Here is a 15,263-nt window from a genome sequence, read left to right as displayed (position 1 = left end):
CGACCGCGCGCCCGTCCCCCACCCGGATCCGCACCCGGGGGGAGCGGGGGATGGGGAAGTGCTCGCGGACCCGCTCCGCCAGGAGCGCGTCCACCTCGACGCACACCTGCCGGGAGCCCGGGCGCGCGGCCTCCCAGGCGCAGGCGAGCGCGCACGCCGCTCCTCCCAGGTGGAGGGCGCGCACGGGCCCGGGCGGGGGCAGGGCCGCCCCGAGCGCGCAGGACATGTGCTGCATGTACTCGAACTCCAGGTACGACGGGTCCGAGGCGTCAACGGCCGACGACTCCACGCCGTCCAGCAGCAGGGTCGCCCGCGGGCCGTCCCACCGGATCTCGGCGTGCCCCAGGTCCGTCGGGAAAAACACCGTTGAAGTCGAAGAAGCGCGAGCCATGGGACACACTGTAACCGCACCCCGGACGAGGAGGAACCATGTCGAACGCCCCACGCGACACGCGAGGCGCCCGCTGGTGGGGCGACGACGACTCGGCCGCGCCGATACTCCACGTGGACATGGACTCGTTCTTCGCCCAGGTCGAGCTGCGGGAGAACCCGTCGCTGGCGGGCGCGCCGCTCATCGTGGGCGGGCACGGCAACAGGGGAGTGGTCACCAGCGCCACCTACGGGGCGCGGGCGCGGGGCGTGCGCGCCGGAATGCCCATCGGCCGCGCCCGGGCGCTGTGCCCCGCGGCGAACGTCGTGCCCGGCAGGCACGGCCTCTACCGGCGCTACTCCCAGGCGGTCATGGGGGTGCTCTCCTCCATCACCCCCGTCGTCGAGCAGGTCAGCATCGACGAGGCCTTCCTCGACGTGTCGGGGGCGCGCCGCCGCCTCGGACCGCCCGTCGCGATCGCCCAGAGGATCCGCGCCGAGATCCGCGGGCGCGTCGGCCTTCCCGCCTCGGTGGGGATCGCCGCCACCAAATCCGTGGCGAAGATCGCCTCGTCGAACGCCAAGCCCGACGGCCTGCTGCTCGTCCCCGAGGCGGCGACCGTGGACTTCCTGCGCGGCCTGCCCGTCGGCGCGCTGTGGGGAGTCGGCGGCAAGACCGGAGCCGTCCTCCAACGCGAGGGCATCGACACCGTCGGCCAGCTGGCGGACCTGCCGCTCGCCAGGCTGGCGCGCCTCGTGGGGACCGCGTCCGCCCACCACCTCCACGACCTCGCATGGGGCATCGACACCAGGCGCGTGGGGGGCGGCGGGGAGGAGAAATCCGTGTCCACCGAGCGAACCTTCGACGACAACGTCCACGACCGCGTAGGCATCGAACGGTTCATCGTCGCCGCCTCCCACGACTGCGCGAGGCGCTTGCGCGCCGCCGACATGGTCGGGTGGGGGGTCGCGATCAAAATGCGGGACGGGGCGTTCCACACCATCACCCGTTCCACCGCCCTGGCCGCGCCCACGGACGTGGGGCGCGAGATCGCCCAGGCGGCCGGCGCCCTGTTCGCGCGGCTCCCCATCCCCTCGGGCGGAGTGCGCCTGTTCGGAGTGCGCGTCGACAGGCTCCAGGCCAGGTCGTCGGGGGTGGCCACCCCCCTCGACGGGGACGACAGGCCGGCCAAGAGCGAGCGCGCGATGGACAGGATCCGTGAGAAATACGGGGACGCCAGCCTCAGGCCCGCCACCTTGTTGGAATCCACGGGCCAGACGGGGTCGTCCCCAGGGGCGGAAACGCATTAAGCTAGAACCACCAGACGCGCAAGAGAAGGTGAGTCCCATGGCTCTGACAGACTACGAGAAGAAAGTCCTCGAGCAGATGGAAGCCGAGCTCGCCGCGGAGAGCCCGGGGCTCGCCAAGCAGATGAGCGCGCCGGCCCCGCAGGAGCGCGGCCCTCTGGCGCCCAGGCGGATCGCCGCGGGGGGAACGGTTCTGGTCATAGGGCTGCTCGTCCTCATCGGGGCCGTCTCACTGGGCTACTCGGCCGCCTCGCTGGCCCTCGGCGTCGTCGGATTCGCCTTGATGACGACGGGGATCCTCTACGCCCTGTCCCGTCCGAAGGGCACGGGCCCCGCCCGCCAGGCGAAGACTCCCAAGCGCGAGGAGAAGCGGGGCTGGGACTCCTTCATCGAGGACCAGGAGCGGCGCTGGGACGACCGCCGCGACAACGACTGACACTGCGACCGGCTTCCAGCCCGCGCCGCTGCGGGGTGGGGGCCATTGACACTGCGACCGGCTTCCAACCCGCGCCGCTACGGGGTGGGGGCCATGGCCCTGGGCTCGGCGCGCAGGGCGTTGCAGCCATCCGCGCGTCGCGGAGCGGGGGCGCTGTGGTCGTGCGCTCCCGGGAGGGTGAGGGAGGCGCCATGTAGGCCGAGGCGTGTCCGCATTGGGGTGGACAACGGGTCATTGGGGTGGGCAGCAGGTCATTGGGGTAGCCAATTCGCCTACCCCGATGGGTGGTTTCCTGCTCCGATGCGGATCGCCTGCTCCGATGCGAATCGCTGCGCCCGGGAAGGCAGCGCCGGAGGCCAGTCGGCATGTCGACGGCCCACCGCACTCAGCCACGGGGGCGGCGCGAGGGGGCGCTCTCCACCCCTTCCCCAACCTTCCTCCACCGGGGCCTAGCGGCGTGGGGGCGGCGGTTCGGGCGCAGGGGATCGGCTGGCGGCTGAGGCGGCCCACATAGGGGCGGCGCGAGGGGGCGCCCTCCACCTCCCTCCAATGGGTCCAGTCGTTGGGGCTCGCACGATGTTGTGTTGGGTGGTCTTGGTCCTTGTGCGCGCAACCGGGGGTTGCGCGCAAAGGAGGGGCGCCCAGCGCCACTGTGCCCGCTGTGGTCGGGGCGGCTTTGCAGCGCTTAGGTGTTGTGGGCCGTGTGCTCTGGTTCCGGTTCTTCGCGCGCGTGGTTGTGGGGAGGGGCTGTGTGTGTGGTGCGTTGTAGGTGTTTGTGCGGTTTCTCGCTCCGCGCTGCGGGATCCGCCCGCGGTTGTGGCACTTAGTGCGCCGTGTTGCGGGATCCGTCCGCGGTTGCGGCACTTAGTGCGTCACTGCGCCACTTAGCCTGCCGTTGCACCACTTAGGCCCGGGCGGGCCCTGGTTCTCCCGGCATGTCGGGGGCCTAAGTGGTGCGGGCAGTGCCTAAGTGGTGCAGGTGCAGGTGCAGGTGCAGGGCGTGTTGTGCGAGTCGTTCGAGCCGGTGGCCGGTGGCCGGTGCCGGTGATGCGGGTGGTGGCTTGTTGGTGCGGGCGGCGGGAGCCCGGTGGCGCTCGGGGTGGTTGGAACAGCGTTCGGCGGCGCTGCGGTAGCGGTGGGCGATGGGGCAGGAGGCTGGCGTGCGCCGGGTGGGGCTTTCGGCCCGCCGCGCACGCGGGCCCCTGCAAGTGGACACGTCCACGGACGCCCCCCGCCCGGGTCCACCGGCGGCTTCGGCTACGGCGACCAGCTCGGGCCCTGCGCGTTGCCGCACCCCGAAGCGCCCAACAGTGCGCAGCCCCGGCACCAGGGCCCGTAGCGCGAGGGGGCGCCCTCCACCCTCCTCCCCACCTTCCTCCACCGCTTGCCCCACTTCCCTCCCCATCCCCGTTGCCGCGGCCGCAGGACCGCCCAGGATCGTTGGAATCCCGACGGAATGGGGCCGTCACCTCTGGGGGCGGCGGGATTCGCGCGACGCGCCGGGAGGAAAAGTGTGTGATAACTTTCCCCACTTTGCTCCACCAAGAATTTTCCTTGGAAATACGCGTGTTTCTAAAGTGAAATATGGTGACACGCCCGTGACCTCGCCGTAACATTTGCTGGTGGTGGGGTAAAGTGGGGGAAAGTTCCGAAGAGGGGAGGGGGTGGCATGTTCCTCGGTACGTACGAGCCCAAGCTCGACGACAAGGGGCGCATGTTCCTCCCAGCTCGTTTCCGCGAGGACATGGAGGGCGGCATCGTCCTCACCCGCGGACAGGAGCACTGCGTGTACGCGTTCCCCGCTGCGGAATTCGAGAACATGACCGCTGAGCTGCGCCGCGCGCCCCTGTCGTCGAAACAGGCGCGCGACTGGATCCGCGTCATGCTCTCGGGCGCGTACAAGGAGGTTCCAGACAAGCAGGGGCGGATCTCCGTCCCGGCCGACCTGCGTAAATACGCGGGCCTGGACCGCGAGCTCACCGTCATCGGTGCGGGCTCGAGGGCCGAGATCTGGAACTCCTCAGCCTGGCGCGAGTACCTCGCCGTCCAGGAGGAGGTCTTCTCCAGTACTGCGGAAGAGGTTATTCCCGGGATGTTCTAACCCGTGCGTCCAGGTCTCCGCCCGCTGCTCCGACATCACTTCCCCGGTGGCGGAAAGCGGTAGGGGACCTGGGTGGACGGGCTGTGTACAAGGCCGCCAAGGAGGCGCACATGGACGAGGCACAGGGTGCATCGCACGCTTCGTCGCGCCACACGGAGCACTCCTACAACATTTGTAACACCCGTAACGCGGCGGAGCTCCACACCCCGGTCCTCCTCGACGAGTGCCTCGACATGCTGGCCCCCGCGATCGAGGGCCCCGGTTCAGTGCTCATCGACGCGACCCTGGGGATGGGGGGCCACACCGAGGGCGCGCTGCGGCGCTTCCCCGGCCTCGTCGTCATCGGCATCGACCGCGACCCCGAGGCCGTCGCCCTCGCCAGCAAACGCCTGGAGGGGTTCGGCCCCCGCTTCCTCGCCGTGCGCGCCACCTACGACTCCATCGGCCAGGTGGTCGCCGACCACGCTCCGCGGGGGGAGGCCGACGGAGTGCTCATGGACCTCGGCGTCTCCTCCCTCCAGCTCGACGACGCGGAACGGGGCTTCTCCTACTCCCAGGACGCGCCGCTCGACATGCGCATGGACCCCACGCGTGGGGTGAGCGCCGCCGAGTTGCTGGCCACCGCCCCCCAGGAGGAGATCACCCGGATCCTCAGGGCCTACGGGGAGGAGCGCTTCGCCCCGCGCATCGCCAGGCTCGTCGTCGCCAGGCGCGGCGCCCAGCCCCTGACGCGCACCGGCCAACTGGTCGACATCGTCCGCGAGGCCATCCCGGCCCCCGCCAGGCGCACGGGCGGGAACCCCGCCAAACGCACCTTCCAGGCGCTGCGCGTTGCCGTCAACGACGAGCTCGCCATCCTCGAGCGGGCGCTGCCCGCCGCGCTGGCGTCCCTGCGCGTGGGAGGGCGCCTGGTCGTCGAATCCTACCAGAGCCTGGAGGACCGGATCGTGAAGAACGTGCTGCGGGGCGGATCGACCGTCTCCGCTCCCCCCGGACTGCCCGTCGTCCCCGACGAGGCGCGCCCCAGGCTGGCGCTCCTCACCCGCGGGGCCGGCCGGGCGCCCGCAAGCGAACAAGAGAAGAACCCCCGTTCGGCCTCCGTGCGCCTGCGCGGAGCCGAGCTCATCCGACCGTGGAAGGAACACCAATGAGCGCAGCAACCGCAACCACTCGCCCGGCGCCCCGCCCCGAGCTCCGCCGCGACGAGGCCAGGGAACTGCGCATCGTCGAGGGCAAGCGCCCCCGCCGCTCCGTGCTCATGGGCACCATCGCGGTCGTCGCCGTGGCCATCGCCGCAGTGGTCGTCTCGATGATCCTCAACACGCGCATGGCGCAGACCGCCTTCGAGATCCGCGAGCAGCAGCTCCAGCTCAACGAGCTCGAAGCGCAGTCGTGGGCGCTGCGGGCGCAGCTCGACGAGGCCGCCTCGCCCAGCGCGCTGGAGGCGGCGGCGAGGGCCAATGGCATGGTCCCCGCAGGTCCCACTGGGTTCATCACCCTGGGAACGGGTACTGTCGAAGGCGGTAAGCCCGCCCAGTGAGTAAGGAGGTCCGGGTGTCCCTGACCTACAGCAGATCCCGGGGGATCCTCTACACCATCGTCGTCTTCCTGGTCGCGTGCTCGATGCGCCTCGTCTACCTGCAGATCATCGCCGGGCCGACGCTGGCGGCGGAGGGCCAGTCCATCAGGACGCACTCCAGCGAGGTCGCCGCCAAACGCGGCTCCATCACCGACGCGACGGGAGTGGTCCTGGCAGACTCGATCCTCACCTACGACATCGCGGTGAACCAGATCAACATCCGCGCCTACGTCCACGAGGACGACAACGGCGACGAGGTGGGCCGGGGCCCCGCCGAGGCCGCCCGCCAGCTGGCTCCCCTGCTCGGCATGGACGAGGCCGAGCTCGGGGGCCGGCTGCTGGGCGACTCCACCTACGTCTACCTCAAGCGCAACGTCGACGCGGTCACCTACCGGCAGATCCGGGCCCTGGACATCCATGGCATCGAATGGGAGGCCGTGTACCAGCGCTCCTACCCCAACGGGAACGTGGCGGCGCCACTCATCGGCACGGTCAACGCCGAGGGGCAGGGGTCGTCGGGGCTGGAGTCGCGGTTCGACGACCTCCTCACCGGCAGGCCGGGCGAGGAGGCGTTCGAGACCGCGCCCAACGGGGCGATCATGCCGGGAGGCAAGCGGACCACCGTCGAGCCCGTCAACGGGGGGAGCCTGCAGACGACGATCCACGCGGACCTGCAGCACCAGATCCAGGACATGCTGGACGCCCGTGTCAGCCGCCACCAGGCCGAGTGGGGGACCGTCGTCATCGAGGACATATCCACGGGGCAGATCCTGGTGATGGCGGACTCGGACTCCACCCCGCCGGACAACGCCAAGCCCCAGCCGGTCGCCGGCGTGCAGTACGCCTTCGAGCCCGGCTCGGTGGGCAAGCTCGCCACCATCGCCGCGGGACTGGACTTCGGGACCATCACGCCCACGAGCGTCTTCGACGTGCCCTACTCCCTGGACTACGCCGACGCGGGCGGGCCCATCACCGACTACCACCAGCACGGCACCGAGGCGCTCACCGCCACCGGGATCCTGGCGGAGTCGTCCAACACGGGCACCGTCCTGATCGGCGAGACCCTCTCCGACGCCCAGCGCCGCGACATGATGGAGCGGATGGGCTTCGGCGCGGGCACCGGGATCGAGCTGGCGGGAGAGTCCCCCGGGCTGGTGGGCGAGCAGTGGCAGGGGCGCGACCACTACGTGACGATGTTCGGGCAGGCCTACATGGTCACGGCCCTGCAGGAGGTGTCGATGCTGGCCGCCATCGGCAACGGCGGGACGCGCCTGAGCCCGCACCTGGTCAAGTCGTGGACGAACGCCGACGGCACGGTGGAGGCCCCCGAGGCCGATGAGCCCGTCCAGGTCATGGGGGCCTCCACGGCGGCCCAGCTCCTGTCCATGATGGAGTCGGTCGTCGAGGACAAGAACGGCACAGGGGCGGCCGCGAAGGTCGAGGGCTACCGCCTCGGTGTGAAGACCGGCACGGCCGACATCGTGGTCAACGGCCAGGAGGGCATCGTCTCAACGACTGCGGGCATCATCCCCGCCGACGCCCCCCGCCTGGCGATCTCCGTGGTGCTCTACAATCCGAAGGTGGACGTCATCTCCTCGGACTCGTCGGCGCCGCTCTTCGGCGATGTCGCGCGCACCGCGGTGAACAACCTGGGCATCCCGGCCTCGTCGACCCCGGCGGAGCTGTACCCCTCGAAACCCCAGTGACGTCGATTCCAAGGCTTGGAGGAAACACATGCAGCGCAGCGCAACGTGGATCGCGGAAGCGACCCGGGGCGTCGTCCACGGGCCGGACGTCTCCGCCAACGGCCCCGTCGTCACCGATTCGCGCGAAGCGGCCCCCGGCGGGGTCTACGTGGCGCGCAGGGGGGAGAACGCCGACGGCCACGACTACGTGGCGTCCGCCGCCCGCGCCGGCGCCGTGTGCGCCCTGGTCGAGCGCGTCGTCGACCTGTCCGATTGCCCGCCGATCACCCAGGTCGTGGTCGGGGACGCCACCGGGGCCCTGGGGGACCTGGCGCGCGCCCACCTGGAGGCGCTCCGCGCGGGGGGCGCCATCGACGTCGTGGCCGTCACCGGGTCGGTCGGGAAGACCACCACGAAGGACCTGCTCCTGCAGGTGCTCTCCGCCGACGCCCCCACCGTCGCCCCCAGGCTCTCCTTCAACAACGAGGTCGGCCTGCCCCTGACCGTGCTCACCGCCGACGAGTCCACCCGCCACCTCGTGCTGGAGATGGGCGCGTCGGGCCCCGGGCACATCGCCTACCTCACCCGCATCGCGCCCCCCGATGTCGCCATCGAGCTCGTCGTCGGCCACGCGCACATGGGCGGGTTCGGATCCGTGGCCGGGGTCGCCGAGGCGAAGGCCGAGCTCATCGAAGGGTCCCGCCAGGGCGCCACAGCCGTCCTCAACGCGGACGACCCCAACGTCGCCGCCATGGCCCCGCGGGCCAAGGGCCCCGTTGTGCGCTTCTCGCCCAGCGGCGTCGGCGCCGACGTGGTCGCCGAGGACGTGCGCGTGGACGCCGCCGGCCGGGCCTCCTTCACCCTGGCAGCCCCCGAGGGCAGGGAGCCCGTCTCCCTGTCCCTCGTCGGCGCCCACCACGTGGCCAACGCGCTGGCAGCGGCCGCCGGGGCGCGCGCGCTCGGCCTGGGCCTGCCCCTCATCGCGCGGGCCCTCAGCGGGGCGCGGGCGCTGAGCCCCCACCGCATGGACGTGCGCGGCCTGCGTATCGGCGCGGTCCCCCTGACCCTCATCGACGACTCCTACAACGCGAACATCGACTCGATGCGGGCGGCCGTCGCCGCGCTGGAGGCCATCGGGAAGGGGCGGCGCACCATCGCCGTCCTGTCCGAGATGCTCGAGCTCGGCGAGGACAGCCCCGCCACCCACCGCGCCGTCGGCGCGATGCTCTCCGGGGCGGGGGTCGACGCCCTCATCGGCTTGGGCCGCGACGCGCACTACTACAGCGAGGGCGCCGCGTCCGTGCCCGACCGCGTCCTCGTCGAGGATCCGGGCGCCGCGCTGGCGGCCGTCCTCGACCGGCTCACCGACGACTGCGTCGTCCTGGTGAAGGGCTCTTACAACTCGTATTCATGGCAGGTGGCCGACGGCCTCCTGGAGGAGGCGACCACCCGATGATCGGTCTGATTGCGGCGTTCGTTATCGCGATGGCCATCTCCATCAGCGGAACGCCCCTGCTCATCCGCTACCTCATCACCCACCAGTACGGCCAGTTCATCCGCCAGGACGGCCCGACCCAGCACCTCACCAAGAGGGGCACGCCCACCATGGGCGGCCTGGTCATCATCATCGCGGCGGTGGTCGCCTGGCTGGCAGGCTCCTTGATCACCGGGGTGGGCCCGTCGTGGTCCGGAGTGCTCCTGGTCTTCCTCTTCGTGGGCCTGGGCGCCATCGGCCTGCTCGACGACGGCATCAAGATCATGCGCCAGCGCTCGCTCGGCCTGCACCCCAGCGGAAAGATAGCCGGCCAGGTGGCAGTCGCCTCCCTCTTCGCCATCGGCACCCTGGTCGGCCCCAACGCCTACGGGCAGGTGCCCGGCACCCTGTCGATCTCCGTGGCCCGCCCCACCGCCCTGACCCTGGGCTTCGCCGGCTTCGCCCTCGGAGTGGTCCTCTACCTGCTGTGGACCAACCTCATCGTCGCCGCGTGGTCGAACGCGACGAACCTGACGGACGGCCTCGACGGCCTGGCCACCGGCGCCTCGATCTTCGTCTTCGGCGCCTACACGTTCATCACCTACTTCCAGCGCATCCAGGACTGCACGGGCGGGACCGTGAACGTCACCAACTGCTACACGACCCGCGACCCCCTGGATCTGGCGATCTTCTGCGCCGCCCTCATCGGGGCGCTGGCCGGGTTCCTGTGGTGGAACGCCTCCCCCGCCCAGATCTTCATGGGCGACACGGGCGCCCTGGCACTGGGGGGAGCGGTGGCCGGACTGTCGGTCCTCACCCAGACCCAGCTCCTCGCCGTGGTCATCGGCGGGCTCTTCGTCCTGGTCGTGCTCTCCGACGTCATCCAGATCGGCGTGTTCAAGGCCACAGGCAAGCGGGTCTTCCGCATGGCGCCCCTGCACCACCACTTCGAGCTCAAGGGCTGGAAGGAGGTCACGATCGTGATCCGCTTCTGGCTGATAGCCGCGCTCTTCGCCGTGGCGGGGGCGGGCGCCTTCTACGCGGAGTGGGTGTCCGCCCGATGAGCGCCCTGCCGGCCCCCGCCTCGCCGATCGCGGTCGTCGGATGGGGGCGCAGCGGGCAGGGAGCCGCCGGGGCCCTCGCCTCGCGCGGATTCGACGTGCGCGCCTTCGACGCCAAGGACGGCGGCACCCTCCACTTCGACGAGGCGGCGGGCGTCCCCCTGTCCGTCGAGGCGGACGCCGGGCAGCTGGCCGACCTTGTCGTGGGCATGCGGCCCGCCGTCGTCGTCGTGTCCCCGGGCGTCCCCCCGCGCTCGCCAGTGTTCGCCCGCGCCAGGGCGGCCGGGATCGAGGTGTGGGGCGAGGTGGAGCTCGCCTGGCGCCTCCAGGAGGCGGGCCCCCGCGCCGGGCGCCCGTGGCTGTGCGTGACGGGCACGAACGGGAAGACCACCACGGTGGGGATGCTGGGCGAGATCCTGCGGGCGAGCGGGGCCGACGCCGCCGAGGTGGGCAACATCGGCACCCCGATCACACGCGCCATCGACTCCGCCGCCGAGGTCTTCGCCGTCGAGCTGTCGAGCTTCCAACTGCACACGGCCCACTCGGTGTCCCCCCTGGCCTCGATCTGCCTGAACGTGGATGCTGACCACCTGGACTGGCACGGCAGCGCGGAGGCGTACGCGGTCGACAAGGCCCGCGTCTACCAGAACACGGTCCGCGCCTGCGTCTACCCCGCCTCGGATCGGCGCGTGGAGGCAATGGTTGAGAACGCGGACGTCGTCGAGGGGGCGCGCGCTATCGGCCTGGCTCTCGGAGCCCCCTTGGTCTCGCAACTCGGCATCGTCGAGGGCCTGCTGGTGGATCGCGCCTTCGTCGAGGACCGGGCCCACCACGCGCTCGCCCTGGCGCACGTGTCGGATCTGTCTGCCGCCTACGGGCCCCACCCCTCGGCGGCGGCGCTGTCGGACGCGCTCGCCGCGGCCGCGCTGGCGCGCGCGTACGGGGTCGAGGCGGAGGCCGTCGAGGAGGGGCTGCGCTCCTTCCGCCCCGCCGGGCACCGCCGTGCGGTCATCGGCCACGCGGCGGACCTGACGTGGATCGACGACTCGAAGGCGACGAACGCGCACGCTGCCCGCGCCTCGCTGGCGGGCCTGCCCCCGCGCTCCGCGGTGTGGATCGTGGGCGGGGACGCCAAGGGCCAGGACTTCCACGACCTCATCAGGGCCGTCGAGCCGGTGCTGCGCGGCGTCGTCGTGATCGGCCGGGACCGCTCCGCGCTGGCCGCGGCCCTGGACGAGTGCGCCCCCGGGGTGCCGCGCGTGGAGGTCGACGGCCACGAGGACTGGATGTTCTCCGTGGTCAACGAGGCCGTCGCCCTGTCCGTCCCGGGCAACACAGTGGTCCTGGCGCCCGCCTGCGCCTCGTGGGACCAGTTCCACGACTACGCGCGCAGGGGCGAGGCCTTCGCCGACGCCGTCCGGCGCCTGGCCGCGCAGTGGGGCGGGCGCCCATGAGCGCGCGCGGCGCCCAGCGGGGGACGGGGGCCGAACGCCGCTGGCGGATCGGCGCCCGGGAACTGCCGCGCATCCGCTTCGGCTCCGGCCAGGTCCACGAGGACAACCCCGCGGTCACCTACTACCTCATCGTGCTCCCCACCCTGGTCCTCGTGTTCCTCGGCATGGTGATGGGCTTCTCCGCGCAGACGGTCACGAACATCGCCCGGGGCAACAACCCCTACTTGGAGTACGTCAAGCCCGCGATCATCATCGTGGTGGCCGTGATCGTCGCCATGGCGGCCTCGCGGGTGCCCCGCAACTGGTGGTACGTGGCCGCGATCCCCATGTTCGCCGTGTCCGTCGTGTTCCAGGCGCTCGTCCTCAGCCCCTTGGGCATGGCCCAGGGCGGCAACGCCAACTGGGTGCGCCTGCCCGGCGGTTTCACGGCGCAGCCCTCCGAGCTGCTCAAACTCGCGCTCATCATCCTGCTCGCCCAACTGCTCGAACGCCATCAGGGACGGCTCGGCGACCTCAGGACGATGGCGAAGTGCGCGGCCGTGCCGATGCTGATCGCCCTGGGCGCCGTCATGCTCGGGCGCGACATGGGCACCGCCATGGTCGTGTTCGCGGCTGCGGTCGGCGCGCTCTTCATCGCGGGGCTGCCCAAGAAGTGGTTCGCGGTCCTCGGGGCCCTGGCGGGCGCGGCCGCCGTCTGGCTGGTCATGTCGAACCCCACGCGCATCCGCAGGATCCTGGCGGTCCTGCCCGGAACGGCGGGCGAGAGGGACCTGTCGGCGCCCGAGCAGATCGACCACTCCCTGTGGGCGCTGGGCTCGGGCGGGCTCACGGGCCTGGGGGTGGGCGCGTCGCGTGAGAAGTGGAACTACCTGCAGGCCGCGCACACGGACTTCATCCTGGCGATCATCGGCGAGGAGCTGGGACTGGGCGGGACGCTGCTGGTCCTGGTGTGCGTCGGCGCCCTGGTGACGGGCATGATGCGCGTGTGCCGCAACGCCCAGGACCCGTTCGTCGCCGTGGCCGCCGGCGGCACGGCCACGTGGATCGGCGCCCAAACGGTCATCAACGTCCTGTCCGTGACGGGCATGGGGCCCGTCATCGGCGTTCCGCTGCCCCTGGTGTCCTACGGCGGGTCCTCGTTCCTGTTCACCGCGCTCGCCGTCGGCGTCGTCGCCTCCTTCGCGCGCGCGGGGGCCGGGATGTCCATGGTGGGGCGGCCGGACGAGGCGTCGGCCGGGAGGGACCCCCGGGTGGCGCCGAAGAAGCGCTCGGCCCGATAGACTGGGGCCCGATCGTTAGGAGTTCACGTGGTCAAGGTTGTCATGGCCGGTGGCGGGACTGCGGGGCACGTCAACCCGCTGCTCGCCACGGCGGCGCAGTTGCGGGATCTGGGGTGCGAGGTGTCCGTCCTGGGCACCGCGCAGGGCCTCGAGGCGGATCTGGTGCCCGCGGCGGGCTTCCCCCTGGTCGAGATCCCGAGGGTCCCCCTGCCCCGGCGCCCCTCGCTGGAGTTCTTCTCGCTGCCGTCGAGGTGGCGCTCCGCCCGCCGCCTGTGCGAGGAGGCCCTGGAGGGGGCGGACGCGCTGGTGGGGTTCGGCGGCTACGTGTCGACTCCGGCCTACTCGGCGGCGCACAGAACGGGCGTGCCAGTGGTCGTCCACGAGCAGAACGCCAGACCGGGGATAGCGAACAAGGTCGGGGCGCGGCGCGCCCGGGTGGTCGCCCTCACCTTCGACTCGTCGCCGCTGAGGGCGAAGCGGGGGCGGACCGTCACGACGGGCCTGCCGCTGCGGGCCGCCATCGCCTCCCTGGCGCAGCGGCGCCGCGACGAGGAGGGGGCCAGGCGCTCCCGCGAGGAGGCGGCCTCGCGCCTCGGCATCGACCCGGGCGCCCACACGCTCCTGGTCACAGGGGGGTCACTGGGGGCGCTCCACATCAACGAGCAGATGACGGCGGCGGCCGCCGCACTGCCCGACGGCGCCCAGGTGGTCCACCTGACGGGGCGGGGGAAGGACGCCCCCGTCCGCGAGGCGGTCCGCGCCGCGGGCGTGGGGGAGCGCTGGCTGGTCATCGACTACCTGTCCCAGATGGAGGACGCCCTGGCCGTCGCCGACCTGGTGGTGTGCCGCTCCGGCGCGGGGACCGTGGCGGAGATGGAGGCCCTGGGGCTGCCGTGCGTGTACGTGCCGCTGCCGATCGGCAACGGCGAGCAGAGGCTCAACGCCGCGGACCACGTGGCGGCGGGCGGCGCGCAGCTGTTCGCCGACAAGGACTTCACAGCCGATGTCGTGCGGAACACGGTCTTCCCGCTGCTCGGCTCGGCACGGCTGGACGGCATGGCCAGCGCCTCGCGCCAACTGGGGCGCGCGGGCGCCGCTGCCGAGCTGGCCGGGATCGTCATCGACGTGGCGCGGGGCGAGAGCTGATGAGCGGCCTCGACATCGCCGGCCGCTACCACTTCATCGGGATCGGAGGGGCGGGCATGAGCGTCGTCGCCGAGCTCCTCGCCTCGCGCGGCGCCCGCGTGTCCGGGTCGGACCGGGCGGACTCCCCGGTCCTCGAGCGGCTCAGGGGCCTGGGGATCACCGTCTTCGCGGGGCACGACCCCGCGCACGTGCCAGCGGACGCCGTCGTCGTCGTGTCCACGGCGATCCGCGAGTCGAACCCGGAGCTGGCGGCGGCCCGCGGGCGCGGCCAGAGGGTCGTCCACCGCTCCGAGGCGCTGGCCCTGGCGGCCACCGGCATGCGCTTCGTGGGGGTCGCCGGCGCCCACGGGAAGACCACCACCTCGGGCATGCTCGCAGTCGCCCTGCGCAGCGTCGGCGCGGACCCGTCCGTCGCTGTGGGCGGCGTGGTCCCGCAGTTCGGCTCCGGCGCCCACCTGGGCGCGGGGGACGTGTTCGTCGCCGAGGCCGACGAGTCGGACGGCTCCTTCCTCAACTACTCGCCGTCGGTGGAGGTCGTGACGAACGTGGAGCCCGACCACCTGGACCGCTACGGCAGCCGCGAGGCTTTCGAGGCGGTCTTCGCCGAGTTCGCCTCCCGCCTGGTCCCGGGCGGGGCGCTGGTCGCCTGCGCGGAGGACCCGGGCGCCTCCCGCCTGGCCTCCCACGCGCGGGAGCGGGGCATCACCACCATCACCTACGGGCGGCCGGGGCGTTGCGCCCAACGGCCCGACGCCGCCATCGAGGACGTGGACTCCACCGCGTCGGGATCGACGGCGCGGGTGGAGTGGGACGGCCAGGCGGCCGTGCTCCGGCTCGCGGTCGCGGGCGAGCACAACGTGCTCAACGCCACGGCCGCCCTCCTGGCGGGGGCGGCGCTCGGATTGGGCCTGCCCGAGATGGCCGCCGGCCTCGCCTCCTTCACCGGGACGGCCCGGCGCTTCGAGGAGCGCGGCCGGGTGGGCTCGCGCAGGCTCTTCGACGACTACGCCCACCACCCGACCGAGGTGGCGGCCGCGCTGCGCCAGGCGCGCGTCGTCGCGGGGGCAGGCGGCGTCACCGTCGTGTTCCAGCCGCACCTGTACTCGCGCACCCGTATCTTCGCGGCGCGTTTCGCCGAGGCGCTCGCAGCCGCCGACCACGTGGTCGTCACGGACGTCTACGCGGCGCGCGAGGACCCCGAGCCGGGCGTCGACTCGACGCTGATCACGTCGGCCCTGCCCGGCTCCCTCCACGTGCCCGACATGCACGAGGCCGCCCGGACCGGGGCGGGCCTGGTCGACGAGGGGGGGATCCTCATCACGATGGGCGCCGGGTCCATCACCTCGTGCGGGGCCGATGTCCTGGAGTTC

13 protein-coding genes are annotated in these 15,263 nt (G+C 72.2%); 12 read left to right on the top strand and 1 reads right to left on the bottom strand.

Annotation, left to right across the window (positions count from 1 at the left end):
• A partial coding sequence (locus BH719_RS09495; RefSeq protein ID WP_034255146.1) for an SAM-dependent methyltransferase occupies positions 1-391 on the bottom strand: 391 nt, incomplete at its 3' end.
• Between the two features lie 38 nt (positions 392-429).
• Between BH719_RS09495 and dinB the strand changes: the two genes are divergently transcribed.
• From dinB to murC, 12 genes are all read left to right on the top strand, one after another.
• Positions 430-1,680 (top strand): DNA polymerase IV, encoded by a 1,251-nt coding sequence (gene dinB, locus BH719_RS02005; protein WP_009743064.1) that lies wholly within the window; start codon positions 430-432, stop codon positions 1,678-1,680.
• A gap of 37 nt (positions 1,681-1,717) precedes the next feature.
• The gene (locus BH719_RS02000) at positions 1,718-2,113 is read left to right on the top strand and encodes a DUF3040 domain-containing protein (RefSeq protein ID WP_009743063.1); all 396 of its coding nucleotides are present in this window, start codon (positions 1,718-1,720) and stop codon (positions 2,111-2,113) included.
• A 1,669-nt stretch (positions 2,114-3,782) separates the two neighbouring features.
• Entirely contained in the window at positions 3,783-4,214 is a 432-nt protein-coding gene (gene mraZ / locus BH719_RS01995) for a division/cell wall cluster transcriptional repressor MraZ (RefSeq protein WP_005869478.1), read from the top strand.
• A 110-nt stretch (positions 4,215-4,324) separates the two neighbouring features.
• Complete coding sequence (gene rsmH, locus BH719_RS01990; protein WP_034255515.1) at positions 4,325-5,365, top strand: 16S rRNA (cytosine(1402)-N(4))-methyltransferase RsmH; 1,041 nt, start codon at positions 4,325-4,327, stop codon at positions 5,363-5,365.
• Entirely contained in the window at positions 5,362-5,754 is a 393-nt protein-coding gene (ftsL, locus tag BH719_RS01985) for a cell division protein FtsL (protein ID WP_009743060.1), read from the top strand. The genes rsmH and ftsL overlap by 4 nt, the downstream gene beginning before the upstream one ends.
• Positions 5,755-5,768: 14 nt before the next feature.
• Positions 5,769-7,499, top strand: coding sequence for a peptidoglycan D,D-transpeptidase FtsI family protein (locus BH719_RS01980; protein WP_034255144.1), 1,731 nt, complete (start codon positions 5,769-5,771; stop codon positions 7,497-7,499).
• 28 nt (positions 7,500-7,527) lie between these two features.
• Complete coding sequence (locus BH719_RS01975; protein WP_009743058.1) at positions 7,528-8,934, top strand: UDP-N-acetylmuramoyl-tripeptide--D-alanyl-D-alanine ligase; 1,407 nt, start codon at positions 7,528-7,530, stop codon at positions 8,932-8,934.
• Entirely contained in the window at positions 8,931-10,016 is a 1,086-nt protein-coding gene (mraY, locus tag BH719_RS01970; protein ID WP_009743057.1) for a phospho-N-acetylmuramoyl-pentapeptide-transferase, read from the top strand. Before BH719_RS01975 ends, mraY begins: the two co-directional genes overlap by 4 nt.
• The gene (gene murD, locus BH719_RS01965) at positions 10,013-11,467 is read left to right on the top strand and encodes a UDP-N-acetylmuramoyl-L-alanine--D-glutamate ligase (RefSeq protein WP_009743056.1); all 1,455 of its coding nucleotides are present in this window, start codon (positions 10,013-10,015) and stop codon (positions 11,465-11,467) included. The genes mraY and murD overlap by 4 nt, the downstream gene beginning before the upstream one ends.
• Positions 11,464-12,747 carry an FtsW/RodA/SpoVE family cell cycle protein gene (locus tag BH719_RS01960; RefSeq protein WP_050790608.1) on the top strand — a complete coding sequence of 428 codons (1,284 nt, stop codon included), beginning with the start codon at positions 11,464-11,466 and terminating at the stop codon, positions 12,745-12,747. The genes murD and BH719_RS01960 overlap by 4 nt, the downstream gene beginning before the upstream one ends.
• Before the next feature lie 27 nt (positions 12,748-12,774).
• The gene (locus BH719_RS01955; RefSeq protein ID WP_009743054.1) at positions 12,775-13,893 is read left to right on the top strand and encodes a UDP-N-acetylglucosamine--N-acetylmuramyl-(pentapeptide) pyrophosphoryl-undecaprenol N-acetylglucosamine transferase; all 1,119 of its coding nucleotides are present in this window, start codon (positions 12,775-12,777) and stop codon (positions 13,891-13,893) included.
• Positions 13,893-15,263 (top strand): UDP-N-acetylmuramate--L-alanine ligase (murC, locus tag BH719_RS01950; protein ID WP_009743053.1); only part of this gene is annotated, 1,371 nt, incomplete at its 3' end. The genes BH719_RS01955 and murC, both read left to right, overlap by 1 nt.

It is taken from the genome of Pauljensenia hongkongensis (assembly GCF_001746855.1).
Classification (GTDB): domain Bacteria; phylum Actinomycetota; class Actinomycetes; order Actinomycetales; family Actinomycetaceae; genus Pauljensenia; species Pauljensenia hongkongensis.
This window is presented reverse-complemented; position numbering and strand designations above follow the sequence as displayed.

Bases quoted from the DNA above. Each gene is read 5' to 3' on its own strand.
- dinB (WP_009743064.1), top strand. From the start codon at position 430: ATGTCGAACGCCCCACGCGACACGCGAGGCGCCCGCTGGTGGGGCGAC.
- BH719_RS02000 (WP_009743063.1), top strand. From the start codon at position 1,718: ATGGCTCTGACAGACTACGAGAAGAAAGTCCTCGAGCAGATGGAAGCC.
- mraZ (WP_005869478.1), top strand. From the start codon at position 3,783: ATGTTCCTCGGTACGTACGAGCCCAAGCTCGACGACAAGGGGCGCATG.
- rsmH (WP_034255515.1), top strand. From the start codon at position 4,325: ATGGACGAGGCACAGGGTGCATCGCACGCTTCGTCGCGCCACACGGAG.
- ftsL (WP_009743060.1), top strand. From the start codon at position 5,362: ATGAGCGCAGCAACCGCAACCACTCGCCCGGCGCCCCGCCCCGAGCTC.
- BH719_RS01975 (WP_009743058.1), top strand. From the start codon at position 7,528: ATGCAGCGCAGCGCAACGTGGATCGCGGAAGCGACCCGGGGCGTCGTC.
- mraY (WP_009743057.1), top strand. From the start codon at position 8,931: ATGATCGGTCTGATTGCGGCGTTCGTTATCGCGATGGCCATCTCCATC.
- murD (WP_009743056.1), top strand. From the start codon at position 10,013: ATGAGCGCCCTGCCGGCCCCCGCCTCGCCGATCGCGGTCGTCGGATGG.
- BH719_RS01960 (WP_050790608.1), top strand. From the start codon at position 11,464: ATGAGCGCGCGCGGCGCCCAGCGGGGGACGGGGGCCGAACGCCGCTGG.